Genomic DNA, 19,575 nt, shown 5'->3' with positions numbered 1-19,575 from the left:
GTTTGAGTGAAGCCATTTGATGAGATGATCAAAACAGGCGGAGAAGTGCGCCCGCCATATGAACAGCTAAAATGCTGGCTTGATACGCAGAATCCCGAGCGGTTGGCTCAAAAGTCGCTTGATGCCGAGAACGTTTTTCGCAAGACCGGGATTACATTTGCGGTCTATGGCGACGAGGAAGCTGCCGAACGCCTTATCCCATTCGATATCATTCCCCGCATTATCACCGGCAATGAATGGCGCCGGCTGTCACAGGGCATCGAGCAGCGCGTCATGGCGCTCAACGCGTTTCTTGATGATATCTATCACCGCCAGGAGATTATCCGCGCTGGCCGCATTCCACGCGAACTTTTCACCCACAATGATGCCTATCTGCCGGAAATGGTGGGGTTTAGGCCACCGGGAAACGTCTACACGCATATCATCGGCGTCGACATCGTCAGGACAGAAGAGAACCAATTTTATGTTCTGGAAGACAATGCGCGCACACCTTCCGGCGTTTCATACATGCTGGAAAACCGCGAAACGATGATGCAGCTGTTTCCAGAGCTGTTCCAGCAGATCAAGGTGCGTCCCGTCGAGACATACCCCAAGCTGCTACGGCAATCGTTGGCGGCGGTTGCTCCGCCCGGCTGCAAGGATACGCCCACCATCGCGGTTCTGACGCCAGGCATCTACAACTCCGCCTACTTCGAACACGCCTTTCTCGCCGATCAGATGGGTGTCGAACTCGTCGAGGGGAGCGACCTCAAGATTGAGAATGGCAAGGTCGTCATGCGGACGACAGAAGGCAACCGCGCCATAGATGTTCTTTACAGGCGGGTTGACGATTCATTCCTCGATCCCCTCACCTTCCGCCGCGATTCAGCTCTCGGCGTTGCCGGAATCATGGATGTCTATCGTTCGGGGAACATCACGATTGCCAACGCGCCCGGCACGGGGATTGCCGACGACAAGGCGCTCTACTCCTATATGCCGGAGATCGTTGAATTCTACACAGGACGCAAGGCGATTTTGGAAAATGTACCGACGCATCGCTGCTCGGAACCGGACACGCTCAAGTATGTGCTCGAAAACCTCTCTGATCTCGTGGTCAAGGAAGTTCACGGCTCCGGCGGATACGGGATGCTCGTCGGTCCGGCGGCTTCCAAGAAGGAATGCGAGGCCTTCGCTCTTAAACTGAAGGCCAATCCGAAAAACTACATCGCACAACCAACGCTTGCGCTTTCGACAACGCCGATCATGACCGAAAAAGGTTTGGCGCCGCGCCACGTGGATTTGCGACCCTTCGTGCTCGTATCTGACCGCATACGCATCACACCTGGCGGTTTGACGCGTGTCGCATTGAAAGAGGGCTCGCTCGTGGTCAATTCCAGTCAAGGTGGAGGTACGAAGGATACCTGGGTGCTGGACGACTAGACTTGTTCTGAGGGGAATAAGAATCGCTCAAGACGGTTCCGGAACTACAAAAAGGATACGACTAGAAAATGCTTCTTGGCCGCACCGCAAATGGTCTCTACTGGATGTTCCGTTATATTGAGCGGGCAGAGAATATGGCACGGCTCATCGATGCCGGACTGCGAATGGCACTGACGAAAACGTCCGACGCGCCCGAGGAATGGTCCTCCGTATTGATGAGTGCGGGAGTGAAGATCGGCTATGACAGCAAATATAAGGAGTATAATGCCAGCCTGGTCTCCGATTTCCTGTTGCGTGATCTGAGTAATCCCTCGAGCGTCATGGCTTGTGTTGAAACCGCGCGATCCAATGCACGCATGGTGCGCACTGCGCTAACGCGTGAGGCCTGGGAAAGCGTCAACGAGACCTGGATGGTGCTCAAATCGACACTGGCATCGAATATCCCCGAAACCGACCTCCCGCGTGTTCTCGATCAGATCAAGCGCGAAACGGCGATTATCCGCGGTGCTTTTCATGGAACGATGCTGCGCAACGAGATTTTCAATTTCGCACGCATTGGCACTTTCATCGAGCGGGCGGATAACACCGCGCGCATTCTCGACGTTAAATATTACGTGCTGCTTCCCTCGATTTCATATGTTGGGACCACCCTCGACAACTTCCAATGGGAATCTATCCTGCGGTCCGTCTCCGCACACCGCTCTTATCGCTGGGTCTATGATGTCGAATACAATCCCGTGAACATTGCGGATTATCTGATCTTGAATTCAAGGATGCCCCGGTCCCTGAATTTCTGCTACTCCAATATCGTCGATAATCTGAAATACCTTGCCCTCGACTACGGCAAGCGGCACGAATGCCATGACATGTCCGAGGGTATTATGACCCGGCTAGAGCACAATGAGATCCGCACCATTTTTGACAATGGACTACACGAATTCCTGAGCGATCTCATTTATCAAACGAACAGCTTGAGCAGCAAGATTGCTCACGCATACAATTTTGATTGAAGATCATGCTTTTGAATATCCAGCACAACTCCCGCTATCGTTACGACGCTCCGGTTCATTATTCGGTGCTGCGATTGCGGATGCATCCACAGAGCAGCCCGGGCCAAAAAGTCATCGATTGGGCGCTCAATGTGGAGGGCGCGACGCAGGAAGCGAACTACCGCGACGGCTATGGCAATCGCACCATGCTGATACGGCTTGATCGCGACATCGAGGAACTGGTGATACGCGCTGAAGGCCACGTCGAAACCGAGGATCGCACAGGCGTTCTCGGCAAGGTCTATAATTTCATGCCGATATGGCTCTACGAGCGTGAAACGGACCTGACCAAACCGGGCGACTCGATCCGCGAATTGGCAGCAAGCTTGCCGGCCAAGACCGACAAACTGGCAATCATGCACGAACTGATGGCACTATTGCATCAGAAAATGGTCTACACACCAGGCACTACCAACATCAGCACGACGGCCGAGGAAGCGTTTCTCAACGGCAAAGGCGTCTGCCAGGACCATACCCATGTTTTCATTTCTACCGCACGCTTGCTCAACATTCCCGCCCGTTACGTGTCCGGCTATCTCATGCTGAACAACACGATTGAACAGACGGCAAGCCACGCGTGGGCAGAGGCACATATAGAAGGACTGGGCTGGGTGGGGTTCGACGCGGCCAACGATATATGTCCGGATGAAACCTATGTGCGTCTGGCTTGTGGCCTCGACTACCGCGAAGCGGCACCAGTTTCCGGTATCCGCTTTGGACCGGGCATTGAATCGCTTGCCGTAGAGGTCAATGTAGAGCAGTAATCGCTCTGCTATCGGGATTCGGGATTCGCTATGACTTACTGCGTGGGGCTCAAACTGGACCGCGGCCTTGTGTTCATGTCTGACACCAGAACAAATGCTGGTGTCGACAATATCTCCACATTCAAGAAAATGTATACGTGGGCCAAGACGGGCGACCGCGTTATCACGCTGGTTTCTTCTGGTAACCTGGCAACGACCCAAGCGGTCATCAGCATCCTGAATGAACGCACCAAGGAGCCGTCCGAACGGTCGCCATCGATCTACGAAATGCCATCGATGTTCCAGACGGCAAGGCTTGTTGGCGATACAATACGACATGTCATCGACGAGGTGGATTCCGGCGGGCAGCGCGCCGATTCATTCGGCGCCTCGATTATCCTTGGAGGTCAGATCAAAGGCGGCGATCCGCGGCTTTTCCTGATTTATCCTGAGGGGAATTTCATTGAAGCGACGCCGGACACACCCTTCTTCCAAATCGGTGAGCACAAATACGGAAAGCCGATTATTGTGCGGTCCTACGACCCCGCGCTGACTTTCGAGGAAGCGACCAAGCTGTTGCTGGTTTCTTTCGATTCGACGTTGAAGTCCAATCTGTCAGTCGGCCTGCCGCTGGACTTACAGTTCTACGAGTCGGACAGTCTCAAGCTTGGTTTCGAAAAACGCATCGAACGCCATGATCCTTATTATGAAATGATTTCAGATGGTTGGTCACAGGCCTTGAAACTTGCATTCCAAAGCCTGCCACCTTTCGAAATCAAAAACGACTAGGGGCGCTGCCTTTATAGTTTCGCAGTCTGGACGCTTGTTGCCTGTCGCATTGCCCGCGTCTTGACGAAAGCCTTTTCGAGATAAGCGTCGCGCTCATAGACGTCGTCGTAATACTTGATCTCGCCCGTCGTCGCGTCTGGCCACGCAGTGAAATAGGACACGTAGACCGGCAACTGGTCCTTTACCTTGACGCTGCGTTCGTTTTTGCCGAAGTACTGTTTCAGATCTTCGACCGGAACGCCGAGCACCGCCGCGGCCATGTCACGTGGGCGCTCCAGGCGGATACAGCCATGGCTTAATGCCCGCATGTCCCGCTTGAAATATGATTTGGCCGGCGTGTCATGCATGTAGATGTCGTGACTATTCGGGAAGAGTATCTTCAGTTCCCCGAGAGCATTGTCCAGGCTCGGCTTCTGGCGAATGCCAACGCCCCCGCCATTTGAAGCAACCTGATACCAATTGATCGAGCTCGACGGAACCACGCGACCCGACTTGTCATAGACCTCGTATCCACTATTTTCGAGATAGGACGGATTGCTGAGTATTTTCGGCATCATCTCGTTGAGAATGATCGAACGCGGCACCCCCCAGGATGGATTGAAGACAACAGTCTCGATCGTATCATCGAAGAAATAGGTCTGGTTCGTGGGTGATCCAACCACGATGTTCATCGCCAGTTTTTCTGTGTTGTCATCGAAGTACTGGGCCCGGTAGGCAGGCTGATTTATAAAAACATAGCGCTTGCCGAAATCATGCGGCAGCCAGCGCAGCCGCTCCATGGAATAAAGAATACGGTTCCGTTTGGACAGAGTTGTTTCAGTTTGAAGCGACTTGATGGTGCTGCTGCCGATTATACCGTCGGCCTTGCGCCCTTGTGTGGTCTGGAAATCCTTTATGGCTTCGACGAGACTCTCGTCATAGACATAGCTGTTTTCGTGGGCGGCCAGCACAATCTTGTGCGTTGCCAAATAGTCCTGCGGCGCTTTTGCCCGGATCAGCGCTACGACATTGCGGAGTTCAGGGCTTGTGTCGCCCGGACGAATCATTGTGGCGGGAGCAATGCTCACAGTCGGCTCATTGGTATCACCGAGCTCGTGCAGATTTTGTTTGAGCTCGGCATACCATTTATTCTGCGGTTCGAAAGCAACAAGCGTCGCAGCGGGATCGTTCGACGAAGCGAGCTGTTCGATCACTTCGCGCGGCTTGACACGGCCCGTAGCAAAGTCATGGAACCCGCTGAGGCGGTTTGGGTTGATGCGACCCTCACCCTGATCCATGGCGTAGCGCAGCGCTCGTGCCGACATCGACAACTCGAAATCTGCAAGCTCCTTCAATCGCGCTGGTATGTTGGCACGGTCGTAATCGTCACTCGGGACCGCAACTGCGTAATCTTGTGGATCGAGACCATCATCTGAAGCCTTTGCAAAAAGCGCCACGACCGCCTTCGCCTGTCGTGTCACATCATAAGAAGCCGTCCAGATTGGGCGCTGTTTCGTGGCATAATATGAGACAATCGCGTCAGATATCTCCTTTTCCGCAAGAACATGAGCAGCCTTCAGATGGTCGATCTTCAGACCGAACTCATCCATCGCCATTGATGGCGAGATATCCGTGCCATGATCGGCTGAAGCCGTGATTTGTGTATCCACTTTCGAAAAATCGATCTGAACCAAGCCTTCGGGCTTGTAGTCATAGTTTGTCGGCGCTGTGACGACCACGCGCTTGATAGGGGCGTTCGGACGCCGCACGCTCGCATCCTGCAGCCTGCCAGGATGGACCTGATGTGTTTGGTCGACAGGACGCGACTCGGCGCGGCGATTGCCGAACAGCAGTTCCATCAGGTTATTGGCTGCTGATGCCGGCGCCATTGGGACGACCGTGGCCGATAACATCGCGGCCAGAAAGATTGCATTTTTTTTGGAACGGGAATTCATGATGCGTGCCCAGCTGGAACTGTGTTGCCCACGGATGAACATGAGCCATTGATGAGGTGTGTAGCCAGTTTGACCGCATCGTATTTAGAATCTTTTAACAATGCCCCGCCCCCAAATATTAACTCGCCGCGGCACAATTTTAAGCTGTGTGCTGGTTTTGACACATTTATCCCAATTCACCCACACTTTCATGTTAATTCATCACACAAATAGTTGAGCAATCCAGTTCATTCCCAAAAATCGTAATAATATTCCAGAAGAATCGAGGCACTGCATCGAATTGGAGAACAAGGTAAACTAGTTTTTCAGCATGTCGCTGTTGTGTTTAGCAGTTCTTGGAATGAATTCTTTAATGCTACCCGCAAATGCGTGGAATACACTTAGCAAGAGAATATTTCTTGCGGGTCAACGCGAACGCCAAGGCGGCAATGGCCATCGGACCACTCGCCCACTGCGCGTATGTTCGTGTCATCTCCTGCAACCTATGGTTCTGGAATTGCTCGGGCTGCATTCGCATGACATTATCTTGAAGTAACTCAGGTCACTCGCCTCGGCGTGAATGGTTCGCGGCTTAAACCCTTCTCGGTAAGTTCATCGAGATAGGCCTGCCAGCGTATATCCTTGTTACGGCCAAGATCGATCAAATAGTCCCAACTGAACAGGCCGGTATCGTGCATATCGTCGAAAATGATGCGCACGGCATAATTTCCAACGGGTTCCATCTTGGCAATCTCGACATTTATTTTGCCTGGCACCGTCTGGCGCTGTTCGGGTGAGTGCCCTTGTACTTCCGCCGAAGGTGATGCAACCCGCAAAAGCTCCGACGTAAGCACATAGCTTTCGCCATTGTCGAAGACGATCGTGAGTGATCGGCGGTCTTTGCTTACGCGTAGTTCTTTGGGCCAGGCATCAGTCATCGCGAACGCTCCTCGTGCTCCCTCTTCTGTAAGAACAAGGATCGATCCCCGCAAGCTAGCAAATCGTGGCGGTACGAAAAGTGCTATAATTGAATCTCGGCGGTTGTCTTGTCCGACGGCTGGACAATTGGAAGCCGGCACCCTATCTCTTTGGTAGGAGGAAGCTCTTGGATCACCTTGCATTGCTCGATACGACGGCACATCAGGCCCCCATGATCGACCCTTTCGGGCGAACGATCAGCTATTTGCGCGTATCGGTGACGGATCGCTGCGATTTCCGGTGCACGTATTGCATGTCGGAACACATGACGTTCCTGCCAAAGAAGGATCTGCTGACGCTAGAGGAACTGGATCGGCTTTGCACGGCATTCATCGAGAAGGGCGTGAAAAAACTGCGTCTTACGGGCGGGGAGCCGCTGGTTCGCAAGAATATCATTCATCTGATCGGAGAGCTTTCACGTCATCTGCAGTCGGGTGCGCTCGAAGAGTTGACCCTCACCACGAACGGCTCGCAGCTCGCACGCTTTGCGCCTGAGTTGGCCGGCCATGGCGTCCAACGTATAAACGTATCGCTGGATACACTGGATCCTGAGAAATTCCGTGCCATTACTCGCTGGGGTGACTTCAGCCGGGTTATGGAAGGCATCAACGCTGCGCAAGAAGCCGGCATCAAAGTCAAGCTGAATGCAGTCGCTCTTAAAGGCTTCAACGATCACGAGATTCCAGAGATGATTCGCTGGGCTCATGGCCGCGGTATGGACTTGACGCTGATCGAAACCATGCCAATGGGTGAAATCGATCTCGATCGTACAGACCAGTACCTGCCTCTGTCGCTGCTTCGGGCCAAACTCAGCGAAGAGTTCACCTTGAACGACATCGCCTACAAGACCGGCGGGCCCGCGCGCTATGTCGAGATCGAGGAAACCGGCGGGCGTGTCGGCTTCATCACACCGATGACACACAATTTCTGCGAGAGCTGCAACCGGGTACGTCTGACCTGCACCGGCACGCTTTACATGTGCCTCGGCCAGGAAGACGCTGCTGACCTGCGTGAACCATTGCGTGCGTCAGAAGGTAACGAACTTCTGAATTCTGCCATTGACGAAGCAATCGGCCGCAAGCCGAAGGGCCATGATTTTATTATCGACCGCCGTCACAATCGCCCTGCCGTCTCCCGCCACATGAGCGTCACAGGAGGTTAGAGCCTCGGGCTCCCACCTCGCCAGAACATTCCAGATGCACTGATCAGCACAGATTGATATATCTAAAGAAGCGATTCTGGAGGAGAATCGCTTTCTCATTCGGAATTGACATCTTGGCGCTATCTCCCAATTTGCGTGGCAGTCTTTTCATGGCCATCGGCATGGCCAGTTTCACGTTCAACGATGCAACGGTCAAATTCGTTGCGGAAGACATGAACATGGGCCAAGTCATGCTCGTACGCAGCTCGATTTCAACCATTCTTATCCTTGCTCTCGCCTGGCATAAGGGCATGCTGGTTCCGCTGCGTGAAGCCCTGCATAAAATGACCATCTTGCGCGTCATCGGCGAAGTGGTGGGCACGGTCAGCTTCCTTGTCGCCCTGGTTCATGTGCCTCTCGCACTGACCTCGGCAATTCTGCAGGCCCTGCCCCTAGTGGTGACCCTCGGAGCGGCGCTGTTCTTTGGTGAGCCGGTCGGCTGGCGGCGTTGGATTGCAATCATTATTGGATTCATCGGCGTACTGATAATCGTTCGGCCGAGCCATAACGGTGTCAGCCCATACATTCTTCTGATCGTTGTCACAGTGATTTTTGCCTCGATGCGTGATCTGGCGACACGCAAGGTCCCGAAAACTATCCCGGTACTGATGATCTCCGCGTTAACCTCGATAGGTGTGGGACTTGCCGGAATAGGCATGATCGGCCCGCTGGGCGGATGGACGCCGATGTCACTGACAAACATCTTGCTGCTGACACTTGCGGCCTGCTGCGTCATGGTTGCGTATCACTTCATCATTCTAGCCATGCGGGAAGGCGAAATCGCCTTCGTTGCTCCATTCCGCTACACCAGTCTTATCTGGGCAATCTTGCTCGGCTATCTGTTTTTTGGCGATCTGCCGGATGTCCCCATGATCATCGGCTCCATCGTTGTGATTGGCAGCGGCCTTTATACCCTTTACCGTGAGCGCATCGTCGGCCGGTTGAAGCCGGTCGCAACGACAACGGCGGCGGCGACGTCGCCTGATGGAGTCTAGACGTGAGAATTGCGGGTATAATACTGGCTGGCGGTCAATCGCGAAGGATGGACGGAGTTGACAAGGCATTGCTGCCGTTTGGCGACCGGCGCGTGATCGATCATGTCTATGCGCGTTTGTCGCGGCAGATCGAACCGGTAGCTTTGAACAGCAATAACGAGCCGACACTATTTTCGGAATTGCCGGTTCCCGTGATCCCCGACGACATTGACGGGTTTGCCGGGCCCCTTGCCGGAGTTCTGGCTGCGATGGAGTGGGCAAACAATCAGGCGCTGCCGTTCACCCACATTGTGACGGTGGCAACGGACACGCCATTCTTTCCCGACAATCTTGTTGATACATTACGCCAAGCTGTCGCAGATGCTCCCCGAGGGCACATAGGTGTCGCAGCTTCTGGAAACAGGCTGCACCCGGTTTTCGGCCTCTGGCCAGTTTTCCTCAAGAGCGATCTTCGCCGTTGGTTGAGCAACGAAAAGAACCGCCGTGTCGTTGCCTGGATCGAGGGCCATCCGCACAAGATTGCGGAATTCCCGATCATGACAACGCAATCCGGAGCGTCTCTCGACCCGTTCTTCAACATCAATACACCCGAAGATATTGCCGAAGCCCGGGAGCGGTGGAGTGCTGTACCATGACGCCTCGCATATTCGGGATAACCGGCTGGAAGAACTCGGGAAAAACCACGCTGACCGTCAAACTCGTCGACGAATTGACCCGCCGGGGCTGGAAGGTTTCGACCGTGAAGCATGCCCATCACGATTTCGATATCGACAAGGAGGGCACTGACTCGTTTCGTCACCGCAAGGCAGGTGCCGGCGAAGTGGCCATCGTCTCGGATCGCCGCTGGGCGCTCATGCATGAGCTGGTGAATGAAGGCGAACCGACGCTGACTGATATCATTGCCCGTTTCGCGCCCTGTGATCTTATCCTGGTCGAAGGCTACAAGCGCGAGGGGCACAAGAAGATCGAAACCCGCCGTACCGAAGGCCGGTCAGGGGAACGATTGACGACAGGCGATCCAAGCATCGTTGCAATCGCCAGCGATTACCCCATTCCGGACGAGAAAGTCCCGGTCTACGAACTTGATGATATTGCTGCCTTGGCCGATTTGATTGAACGCGAAACAGAGCTTTCGCAACAGGAGCGTTAGAAAATAACGTTTTCACCTAATGCGTGCGCAACAAAAGTATAACGCCCAAAATAATTATGTGATTTTGACCATCATATTCGCTCGGCGACGCACGATTCCCGGTTGCAATTAAAAGAGAACTAGTGGGAATATCCATGTCAGGAGCAGTGACATAAACTGCGACCTTACCCGGAAGGCTGTCCAGAAAAATAGGGGAACAGCCGGGTTATAAAAGAGAGGTTCAAATAAATGCGTACCACTAAGCGTCTCGTACTCGCGATTTCCGCTGCAGCTCTAGCCTTTTCCATGGGCGCGGCACACGCGCAGGACGCACTGAAACTCACAATCGCGTCCGAAGGAGCCTATCCGCCCTTCAACAATCTGACCCCCGACGGCAAGCTTGAAGGCTTCGACATCGATATCGGCAATGCGCTTTGCACAGAAATGAAAGCCGAATGCACATGGGTATCCCAGGATTGGGATGGCATGATTCCGGCTCTACAGGCAGGCAAGTTCGATGCGATCATTGCGTCCATGTCGATTACGCCCGAACGCCTGGAGAAAGTCGACTTCTCGAAGAAGTACTACAACACGCCACCGGCGATTGCCGTACCGAAGGATTCCGATATCAAGGACATCACACCAGACTCCCTGAAGGGCAAAACTCTGGGTGTGCAAGGGTCGACCAGCCATTCGAATTACGCCCAAGCCAAGTATAGTGGTTCGGATATCAAGATGTATCCGACTTCGGACGAGTACAAGCTTGATATCTCCAATGGCCGCATCGATGCCGTTATGGATGACGTCGTTGTTTTGGGCCAGTGGCTCGATAGCGACGCCGGCTCTTGCTGCAAGCTCCTTGGCACGATTACGCCTGATCCCGCAATCCACGGCCCAGGTGCCGGCGTGACGGTCAAGAAGGGCAATACAGCGCTGGCCGACAAATTCACCACGGCCATTGCGGCGATCCGTGCAAACGGAAAGTACAAGGAAATCAACGACAAGTACTTCAAGATCGACGTTTACGGCGGCGAGGATTGAGCCGAACGCACTGACTTGGTATGAAATGTAGATGGCGGATCACACCGCCATCCACGACTTTGAATAAAAATGACGGGCGGGCTCAGAAAAAGAGCCATGGGGAACAGCCCGCAAATATGAAAGTTGCCTATGGAAGGCTCAATAGCGTTACTGGGTTTTGGCGAGGGCGGTTGGGGCCCGAGCATTGCAAGCGGCGTTCTGGTGACAGTCAGTCTCGCGCTGGCCACATTACCGGTGGGCTTGGCGATCGGCTTCTTCGTCGCACTTGGCAAGCAATCACCCGAACGTTCTGTCAAACTCGCAGCAAACATGTACACGACTATTTTTCGGGGCCTGCCTGAGCTCCTCACCTTGTTCGTAGTCTATTTCGGCGCGCAGATCGGCATTCAGAAGCTGGGGCAGCTGCTTGGTTACCAAGGCACGATTGGAATCAATTCATTCATTGCCGGCATGTTCGCGCTAGGCGCCGTGTTTTCATCCTATGCCAGCGAAGTGTTCCTTTCCGCATTCCGTGCGATACCGAAGGGCCAGTATGAGGGCGGCTATGCCATTGGACTTTCCAGCGGTCAGACGATGCGCAAGGTCATACTACCGCAATTGATCCGCATCGCGCTCCCTGGGCTGGCTAATCTGTGGATGATCCTGCTCAAGGACACAGCCCTGGTTTCGGCCATTGGACTTGCGGATATATTGCGCCAGACCGGCGTTGCGGCTCGTGTTACGAAGCACGCCTTCCTGTTCTTTGGTGCAGCCTGCATGATCTATCTCGTGCTCGCCATTCTTTCGTCCTTTGTCATCGATGCGATCGAACGCTCATCGGCCAAGAGCGGGGCAAAGCGATGACGGAAAGCTTCATCAACGCACGGCCAGCGACCGTTATGCGTCCTCCGGCGCCGCCAAAAAAATGGACCCGAAGCCGGGTCGTCGGCCATCTGCTTGTCAGTCTTTGGATCGCTCTTCTCGCAGGTCTACTGGTCTATCTCTACAGTGCCTGGAACCCCGAGCTCATACAGAAATACGGCCCCACATATCTTGCGGGCCTCAAGACCACGATCGGGCTTGTAGGGTCGTCGATCCTGCTCGGCGCGTTGATTTCGGTACCGGTGGCCCTTGGCCGGATGAGCAAAAACCGCATCGCATCGTCCATCGCCTACGCCTACGTCTATTTCTTCCGGGGAACACCGCTCATCGCGCAAGTCTTTCTGTTTTACTACGGCCTCGGATCATTCAAGCCCCAACTGGAAGCAGTTGGTCTCTGGACGTTTTTCCGTGAGGCTTGGTACTGCGCTCTACTGGCGTTTGCACTCAACACAGCCGCTTACCAGGCTGAAATATTGCGTGGCGCGGTTCGCAGCGTTTCGCTCGGCCAATGGGAAGGAGCGGCGTCGCTCGGTATCTCCAAATTCGTTACATTCTGGAAGGTTATCCTGCCGCAAGCTCTGATCGTGGCATTGCGGCCCTATGGTAACGAGATCATCCTGATGATCAAGGGTTCAGCAATTGTTGCGCTGATCACAGTCTACGATCTGATGGGTTACACCCGCCTCGCCTATTCGAGAACGTTCGATTTCCAGGCCTATCTCTGGGCTGCAATCATTTATCTGATTTTGGTGGAAATCATTCGACATATCTGGGATTGGTTGGAGCGTCGCATCACGCGTCATCTCATACGCTGAGACCAAACCAAAGAGAATCTGCCATGCTTAAAATCTGGGGCCGTACCAACTCGACCAACGTCAAGAAGGCGCTTTGGGCCGCCGAAGAAGTCGGCGTTCCTTACGAAAACATCCCTGCAGGAGGCGCTTATGGCGTTGTATCCGATCCTGCCTATCGGGCAATGAACCCGAACGGACTGGTACCGACGCTGGAGGACAAGGATCTGGTGCTGTGGGAGAGTAACACGATCGTTCGCTATCTCGCCGCACAGTATGGACAGTCGACGCTCTATATCGATGATGCAGCAACGCGGGCGAAAGCGGAACGATGGATGGACTGGGCGACGTCCACCCTAGCCGGTCCTTTCCGCGACTTGTTCTGGAATCGGGTGCGTATGTCAGCAGAAGAACGCGATAATGCAGCTATGGAAAAAGGACTTCAGGCTTGTGGCAGACTATTCGCTATTGTTGATACCGCGCTTGCCTCGCAGCCCTATCTGTCAGGCTCACAGTTCGGCATTGGCGATATTCCCGTGGGCTGCTTTGCCTATGCTTGGTTCGAAATGCCTATTGAGCGCCCGGATCATCCCCATCTTGAATCCTGGTATGAACGTTTGAAGCTGCGTCCTGCCTACCAGAAGACGGTGATGACCGCCCTCACCTAGATCATTCTTCTGGCTTCACGTGCCACACGCCGAGCAAACCGTCCTGATAGTCTCGCTCATCGGTGGGAATGGTGATGGCCTCCGTGTCAGCCCACTTTTGAGCGAAATCACGATAGTTCGATGAAAATACATTTCCAGACTGGCCAGTCGTCTGGATATAGGTCGAGCGATTGAGATCGGAGAGGTCGAACAGCCCACGATAGCTGGTGCCGTGCGCCACGCGGAACGGATTGCTTTCATCCATAAACGACGACTTGCCGCGATTCAGCGTATAGGCACCGCCCGACACAGGTACGGTGACATTGAAGAGTTGGTCGAGGGGGCTAACTTGTGAAAATGGCCGGTGTGCTCCATAAGCATAATGCAACGTGCCCCAAGTCCATTTGGACCGGTCTGAACCAAGACGTGTCTCCAGATCCTTGATCGCATCGGCGAGTGACAGTGCAAGAATATCGCCGCAACTCTCTTTCTCCGGCGTGCGGCCGTCATCGCACCAATCGCGCGCCGGGTTTGGGCCGAGCCAGCGCAACATGGCGTCGACATGGCCCTGCCAGTAGGATGGAAAGGCGTCGCCAAGATCGTCTTCAAGAATACGCTTCGTCGCCATCCTCAGCCAGGCACTGAACAGCAGCGGCTCGATGCGCTTGCGGTCCTCGACAAAATCCCAGGCCTGCAACTGTTTGGTAATATCGAGGTCGACATCATTCCGTCCATCGACCAGTCTCAGCATGACGGGAGCCAACGCAGCGTAAGCACTGTCCAAGGCGTCCCCCTGAACCTTGCTGTTGGTCTCCAGCGTCTGCTGGTTCGCACCGTAGATTAGCGTTTTGATACGCTCGAAGCGCCAAGGTTCGTCCCAGTCGAAGGTGAGGAAATGCGGATAACTCGCATCGACAATCTTCGTATTCGCAGTTGCCAGAACATTGTCCGCGGGATTGTAGACCCGTGGCAATTGCTCATAGGGAATAAAGCTCTTCCAATCATAGGTGGAGTCCCAACCCGGGGATGGTGCTCGTCCTATGATTTGATTGGCAGGATCACGCACAGGCACCCTGCCGGGAGCAATCAGGCCGATATTTCCATCGGCATCTGCGATCACGATTGACTGCATCGGCGTTACGAAGTCGCGCATCCCGTTCTGAAAATCAGCGACATTCGCGAAGTCCCAAAGCTTCAATCCGGCCGAGATGGTCTTGTCATCGCCAGCCAAAGCAGTCCAGGACAAGGCTGCAACAGTGCCATCCGGTAGATAATGATCGAGCCCACGATAATCCGCAGGCAAGACCGGACCATGACGTGTGGTCCTGCGGTCAAAGGTTACGGTGTCGCTGCCTTTGACCTTGATGGATACGGGTTTTCTTTCGAAAGGTGAGAAACCCTGAGGTGTCTGGTATTCATCGGGATTGGCGGGATTGATCCTCTCAACAAAAATGTCCTGAACATCGGATCCGGTATTTGTGAAGCCCCACGCCACCTTGTCATTACGTCCGAGCAACACCAAGGGTGCTCCCGGCAGAGTCACGCCGACGAGGTTTTTCGACAATCCATCGTCATTCTTGACCTGCAGGTGCGCAAGATACCAGAGAGAGGGTGCCGTCAGGCCTAAATGCGGATCATTGGCTAGTATTGGCTTCCCGGTCTCGGTTCGGGCGCCACCTACGACCCAATTGTTCGAAGCGCCGGTGGACATAATGTCGTTCAACGTCGCAAACTGTCTTTCCGCTTCCGCAGCGCCCGCCTTGAGAGTGCCGCTGGGTAATCCGAGAACCTGGCGCAGGTCCGGCAAAGACGGTGGCGTATCACCCGGCACCGGCGGCAGCAAATCGATGATCTCCGCATCGCTCATGCCAAGACGGGCAAACTTCAATCTCAACACTTCGTCATCGATGTTGGCGGCCAGTGTCACCGACATCAATTTCAACGTCACAATAACGTCAGCGGGAGTCCATTTTTCCGGTGTATGGCCCAGTATGACAAATTCCGGCGAATATTTGGAACCAAATGTCGACCCCGCTTCGGCAATAAACGCATTGATTCCAAGCAGATATGCGTCAATCTTCTTCCGGTCCGCCTCGTCCAGCGACGCGGCGGAGCTTTGGGCCGATTCATAGAGGCCGATCGAGCGGATGAAGCGGTCAGTGAAGATGGTCTTGTCGCCGAAAAGCTCGGACAGGCGTCCCTGTCCCGCCATGCGGTTCACTTCCATTTGCCAGAGGCGTTCCTGCGCATGAACAAAGCCAAGAGCGGTCAGAACGTCTTCAACCGAGTTACCGCTAATATGCGGGACCGCATTCTTGTCGCGCGTGACAGTGACCGGCGCGGATAAACCCGCAAGCACCATCTCGCCGGTGGCGGGCGCTACCGAGCGCGCGAGCCAGACATAACCGAGGACCGTGCCGAGCAATGCGATGGGGATGAGAGAGAAAACAATCCATAATAGGCCTTTGATGATCCGCCGCATTGTCCTAACGTCCCCCGATGCTCATCACACGGCCTATCTGACAGAGGAAACTAGGGAATGGCAACAGTCGCTTTTATTGGTCTTGGCGTCATGGGATATCCGATGGCGGGTCATTTGAAATCGCGCGGCGGCCATGACGTTACAGTCTTCAATCGCAGCAGCGAGAAGGCAAAGAAATGGGCCCAGCAATTTGGTGGCGCCTACGGGCCAACGCCGGAGGAAGCGGCAAAGGACAAAGATTTCGTCTTCTCATGTGTTGGCAATGATGATGATCTGCGCGCGGTGACGATCGGTGAAAACGGCGCATTCCAGTCGATGAAGAAAGGCGCCATTTTCATCGACAACACTACAGCCTCCGCTGAAGTTGCCCGGGAACTCGACACGAAAGCCCGCGAGCATGGCTTCCACTTTCTCGATGCTCCCGTATCCGGTGGTCAGGCGGGCGCCGAAAATGGTGCGCTTACCGTTATGGTCGGTGGCGAACAAGACGCATTCGACAAGGCAAAACCGGTCATCGAGTCCTTCGCCAAGATGGTTGGTCTGATGGGACCGGCCGGTGCCGGACAATTGACCAAAATGATCAATCAGATCTGTATTGCAGGGTTGGTCCAGGGTCTTGCGGAAGGCATTCACTTCGGTAAACAAGCCGGTCTCGATATCGAAAAAGTCATCGAGGTGATTTCCAAAGGCGCCGCCGGTTCGTGGCAGATGGAAAACCGCCACAAGACAATGAATGCCGGAAAGTATGATTTCGGCTTTGCGGTCGACTGGATGCGCAAGGACCTCGGCATCTGCCTCGCCGAAGCCAACCGCAACAATGCCAAATTGCCGGTAACTGCGTTGGTCGATCAGTTCTACAAGGATGTTCAGGTTATGGGCGGCAAACGCTGGGATACGTCATCTCTGCTGGCGCGACTGGAGAAAAAGTAATCCAGTCGCGCGAGCTATAGCCTCAGTTCGACTCCTTCTCGATGCTCATGTAATCGAGCGGCAATTCGGTGGTGTATTTGATCTGCTCCATGGCGAACGCAGACGAGACATCCCGAATGTCTATCTTGCTGATCAGGCGCTTGTAGACCGCATCATAGGCAGCGATATCCGGCACGACGACGCGCAGGAGATAGTCGACGTCGCCGCTCATGCGATAGAATTCAACCACTTCCGGGAACTCCTGAACAACTTCGGAGAAGCGCTTCAGCCATTCATTGCTGTGAGATCCAGTACGGATCGAGACGAAGACTGTGACTCGCGTATTGACGCGGACAGGATCCAGAATGGCGACACGTCGCTGAATCACACCATCTTCTTCCAGCTTCTGGATGCGGCGCCAGCAAGGCGTTGTCGAAAGTCCGACTTTCTTGGCAACGTCCGCTACGGCAAGCGTTGCATCCTCTTGCAAAAGACGAAGTATTTTTCGATCGAGTCTGTCCATGTTTGCTTACAGTCCCATTGGAATGAGATACTTTATGGTCTGATAATCCGCCACCGTACAAGAAAATTATTCTAAACTTTTCAAACCCAGCAAAAATTTCGTCCTAAAGCCTATGAAGTTAGAATTCTGACCTTTTCCTGAAGCAAGGGGAGAACGTCTCGCGCGAACCAGGGGTTCTTTTTCAGCCAGGAGCTGTTGCGCCAGGAGGGATGCGGAAGCGGGAGAATTGACCGCCCCGATTCTGGCTCGAAGTAATCACGCCAGTTCAACACCGTTGCGGTCATACTGGCGCGGCGACGGCTTCCGAGATGATAGGCCTGCGCATATTGGCCGATCGTCAGAACAAGTTCGATCTGCGGCATGGAATGAAACACACGATCATGCCATGTTTCGCGGCATTCGCGCCGAGGGGGAAGATCGCTGCCATGCGCGTCATAGCCCGGAAAGCAAAATCCCATCGGGACAATGGCGAACTTGTCCGGATCGTAGAATGTTTCGCGATCGACACCAAGCCAGTCACGCAATCGGACCCCTGAAGGATCGTTGAACGGCAAACCAGTGTTGTGCACGCGAATGCCCGGCGCTTGCCCGCAAATGACAATGCGCGCTGTCGCAGAGAGCACACACACCGGATTGGGTTCATCCGGCAGTGGCGCGCCATACCGTGGAGCGTCCCGGCATATCCGGCACGCCTTGATTTCCGACGACAAGATATCGAGCATTGGCGGCAAATCGCTCTAAAATCTCACGCTTTGGCGCTGGGACGGCTCGACACGGCAGCGTGCCACCGCCGGAGGTTGCCCAGTTCCTCAGGCATTTGTATCCTGGCAAGTTTTAGAAAGTCGATCGACACAAGCAGCGTGATATCCGCAATCGAAAAGTCATCACCTGCTATGAATTCACTCGCGGCGAGTTGATCATCCATAATCTTCATCGTCGCCAACGCTCTCGGCCGGTTGGCTTCGCCCCAAGCCGGGATCTGCGGGACCTCCCATTCGACCATAGCAGGGTGCGTATGGCGAAATGCTGCCATCACGACAACGAGGAGATGGAGATCAGCGCGGCGATTCCACATTTCCACCTGCGCCTTGCCAACGGCGCCCGTGCCAAACAAAGGCGGGTCGGGATACAACTCCTCAAAATAACGCGAGATAGCCACTGATTCGCTGATAACCATGCCGTCGTCGAGCTCAAGCGCCGGTAGCCGCTGAAATGGATTGAGCGCTGTAAACTCAGGCGTCTTGTGTTCCATGGCGGTCATGTCAATAGGCACCAAGGGCACCTCGATGCCCTTTTCCGCCATAAAAATACGAATGCGGCGTGGATTGGGCGCGCGCCCTCCATCGTAAAGCTTCATCAGAGTCCTCCAACTAAACCACGGATCCATCCTACGAATTGGTCAATCAGATCCGGCGCACGATTGGGTTGAGGTTGCGGCGCTTCCGGCACCTGCTCATGCTCCCTGCGCCAATCTTGCGGTATCTCAAATTTCCCGGACCACAGACCTTTTTTGTCTCTTCGAGCCTTGAGCTCTACATCACGATAATCGCCATAAGCGATCGCCTGTCCAGCCTCAACCATGGCACGATTGAGATTTATCGTGCCAATAAAGCAGATGGCCAGGCTGCGATTATATTTATCGTGGCCATATCCGTCGCAGCGAACCGGTCTGCCCTGGATCAGCTGAACTAACGTCTGCCTGGCAGCTTTTCCGCAAGCATTGGCGCCACAACTCTGCTCAATCTCGGGAGCATCGATACCCCGGAGACGAATATGGTTGCCTGAAATGGAAAGCGTGTCGCCGTCAATGACATAGGCCTTGCCCGCGAGCGATTGTGTCGGAGCTTTCGGTTGACTGAGTTTCGCCGCCAGCAGGGCGACCAGCACAAAGAAGATCACCATCAAGCTGTAGTCCACCAGTTTGCGCCCAAATGAACGCGGCGCCGGCGGGCGCCGCCATCTGCGGCGATAGCTGCGGTACCCTCGGTTCATCGTCGTTTCATCGCAACAAGAAGGTTCATATAGGCCCTTGGAGCTAATCCGATCGATACCATTTGCTGTATTGGTTTGATGGAGTGTTAATCATTTCTGAATAGCCTTGCGGT

General features: G+C 54.3%; 20 protein-coding genes. 13 read left to right on the top strand and 7 right to left on the bottom strand.

The genetic code is table 11. The features are described from left to right. Positions 1-6: 6 nt before the first annotated feature. From C7476_RS05015 to C7476_RS05000, 4 genes are all read left to right on the top strand, one after another. Positions 7-1,419 (top strand): circularly permuted type 2 ATP-grasp protein, encoded by a 1,413-nt coding sequence (locus C7476_RS05015; RefSeq protein WP_114428795.1) that lies wholly within the window; start codon positions 7-9, stop codon positions 1,417-1,419. 68 nt (positions 1,420-1,487) lie between these two features. Next, a complete protein-coding gene (locus C7476_RS05010) occupies positions 1,488-2,429 on the top strand; it encodes an alpha-E domain-containing protein (protein WP_114428794.1) in 942 nt (313 codons plus the stop codon). A 5-nt stretch (positions 2,430-2,434) separates the two neighbouring features. Further along, a complete protein-coding gene (locus C7476_RS05005) occupies positions 2,435-3,232 on the top strand; it encodes a transglutaminase family protein (RefSeq protein ID WP_114429033.1) in 798 nt (265 codons plus the stop codon). A gap of 30 nt (positions 3,233-3,262) precedes the next feature. Next, positions 3,263-4,000 (top strand): proteasome-type protease, encoded by a 738-nt coding sequence (locus C7476_RS05000; protein WP_112528526.1) that lies wholly within the window; start codon positions 3,263-3,265, stop codon positions 3,998-4,000. An 11-nt stretch (positions 4,001-4,011) separates the two neighbouring features. Here the strand turns inward: C7476_RS05000 and C7476_RS04995 are convergent, their stop codons facing one another. Both C7476_RS04995 and C7476_RS04990 read right to left on the bottom strand, forming a co-directional pair. Then, complete coding sequence (locus C7476_RS04995) at positions 4,012-5,934, bottom strand: L,D-transpeptidase family protein (RefSeq protein WP_114429032.1); 1,923 nt, start codon at positions 5,932-5,934, stop codon at positions 4,012-4,014. A gap of 536 nt (positions 5,935-6,470) precedes the next feature. Then, positions 6,471-6,851, bottom strand: coding sequence for a gamma-butyrobetaine hydroxylase family protein (locus tag C7476_RS04990; protein ID WP_114428793.1), 381 nt, complete (start codon positions 6,849-6,851; stop codon positions 6,471-6,473). Between the two features lie 212 nt (positions 6,852-7,063). On the opposite strand from C7476_RS04990, the gene moaA reads away from it, so the two are divergent. The 8 genes from moaA (at position 7,064) to C7476_RS04950 (ending at position 13,577) form a co-directional block, all read left to right on the top strand. After that, positions 7,064-8,053, top strand: a complete 990-nt coding sequence (moaA, locus tag C7476_RS04985) for a GTP 3',8-cyclase MoaA (protein ID WP_114429031.1) — start codon at positions 7,064-7,066, stop codon at positions 8,051-8,053. 113 nt (positions 8,054-8,166) lie between these two features. After that, positions 8,167-9,087: a DMT family transporter gene (locus tag C7476_RS04980; RefSeq protein WP_245426118.1), complete on the top strand. Its 921-nt coding sequence runs from the start codon at positions 8,167-8,169 to the stop codon at positions 9,085-9,087. Positions 9,088-9,089: 2 nt separating this feature from the next. After that, positions 9,090-9,722, top strand: coding sequence for a molybdenum cofactor guanylyltransferase MobA (gene mobA / locus C7476_RS04975; RefSeq protein ID WP_245426114.1), 633 nt, complete (start codon positions 9,090-9,092; stop codon positions 9,720-9,722). Continuing rightward, entirely contained in the window at positions 9,719-10,237 is a 519-nt protein-coding gene (gene mobB / locus C7476_RS04970; RefSeq protein ID WP_114428790.1) for a molybdopterin-guanine dinucleotide biosynthesis protein B, read from the top strand. The genes mobA and mobB overlap by 4 nt, the downstream gene beginning before the upstream one ends. A gap of 228 nt (positions 10,238-10,465) precedes the next feature. Next, the gene (locus tag C7476_RS04965) at positions 10,466-11,257 is read left to right on the top strand and encodes an ABC transporter substrate-binding protein (RefSeq protein ID WP_114428789.1); all 792 of its coding nucleotides are present in this window, start codon (positions 10,466-10,468) and stop codon (positions 11,255-11,257) included. Positions 11,258-11,386: 129 nt separating this feature from the next. Next, the gene (locus C7476_RS04960; protein ID WP_114428788.1) at positions 11,387-12,100 is read left to right on the top strand and encodes an ABC transporter permease; all 714 of its coding nucleotides are present in this window, start codon (positions 11,387-11,389) and stop codon (positions 12,098-12,100) included. Beyond that, the gene (locus C7476_RS04955; RefSeq protein WP_114428787.1) at positions 12,097-12,933 is read left to right on the top strand and encodes an ABC transporter permease; all 837 of its coding nucleotides are present in this window, start codon (positions 12,097-12,099) and stop codon (positions 12,931-12,933) included. Before C7476_RS04960 ends, C7476_RS04955 begins: the two co-directional genes overlap by 4 nt. Before the next feature lie 23 nt (positions 12,934-12,956). Then, on the top strand, positions 12,957-13,577 hold the full coding sequence (locus C7476_RS04950; RefSeq protein WP_114428786.1) for a glutathione S-transferase family protein: 621 nt from the start codon (positions 12,957-12,959) through the stop codon (positions 13,575-13,577). A gap of 1 nt (position 13,578) precedes the next feature. Here C7476_RS04950 and C7476_RS04945 read toward each other — a convergent pair whose 3' ends face one another. Next, positions 13,579-16,038, bottom strand: coding sequence for a penicillin acylase family protein (locus C7476_RS04945; RefSeq protein ID WP_114428785.1), 2,460 nt, complete (start codon positions 16,036-16,038; stop codon positions 13,579-13,581). A 57-nt stretch (positions 16,039-16,095) separates the two neighbouring features. Between C7476_RS04945 and C7476_RS04940 the strand changes: the two genes are divergently transcribed. Further along, on the top strand, positions 16,096-16,968 hold the full coding sequence (locus C7476_RS04940; protein WP_114428784.1) for an NAD(P)-dependent oxidoreductase: 873 nt from the start codon (positions 16,096-16,098) through the stop codon (positions 16,966-16,968). Between the two features lie 22 nt (positions 16,969-16,990). On the opposite strand, the gene C7476_RS04935 is transcribed toward C7476_RS04940, so the two are convergent. The 4 genes from C7476_RS04935 to C7476_RS04920 all read right to left on the bottom strand — a co-directional run bounded on the left by C7476_RS04935 (position 16,991) and on the right by C7476_RS04920 (position 19,387). Beyond that, the gene (locus C7476_RS04935; RefSeq protein WP_112528551.1) at positions 16,991-17,470 is read right to left on the bottom strand and encodes an Lrp/AsnC family transcriptional regulator; all 480 of its coding nucleotides are present in this window, start codon (positions 17,468-17,470) and stop codon (positions 16,991-16,993) included. A 110-nt stretch (positions 17,471-17,580) separates the two neighbouring features. Then, positions 17,581-18,192, bottom strand: coding sequence for a uracil-DNA glycosylase family protein (locus C7476_RS04930; protein WP_114428783.1), 612 nt, complete (start codon positions 18,190-18,192; stop codon positions 17,581-17,583). 23 nt (positions 18,193-18,215) lie between these two features. After that, positions 18,216-18,827 carry a glutathione S-transferase family protein gene (locus C7476_RS04925; protein ID WP_114428782.1) on the bottom strand — a complete coding sequence of 204 codons (612 nt, stop codon included), beginning with the start codon at positions 18,825-18,827 and terminating at the stop codon, positions 18,216-18,218. Then, on the bottom strand, positions 18,827-19,387 hold the full coding sequence (locus C7476_RS04920; RefSeq protein ID WP_181872347.1) for a thermonuclease family protein: 561 nt from the start codon (positions 19,385-19,387) through the stop codon (positions 18,827-18,829). Before C7476_RS04920 ends, C7476_RS04925 begins: the two co-directional genes overlap by 1 nt. Positions 19,388-19,575 lie beyond the last annotated feature (188 nt).

This window comes from Phyllobacterium bourgognense, from assembly GCF_003337575.1.
Classification (GTDB): Bacteria; Pseudomonadota; Alphaproteobacteria; order Rhizobiales; family Rhizobiaceae; genus Phyllobacterium; species Phyllobacterium bourgognense.
The sequence above is the reverse complement of the archived record's forward strand: the minus strand, read 5'-3'. Positions and strand labels throughout refer to the sequence as shown.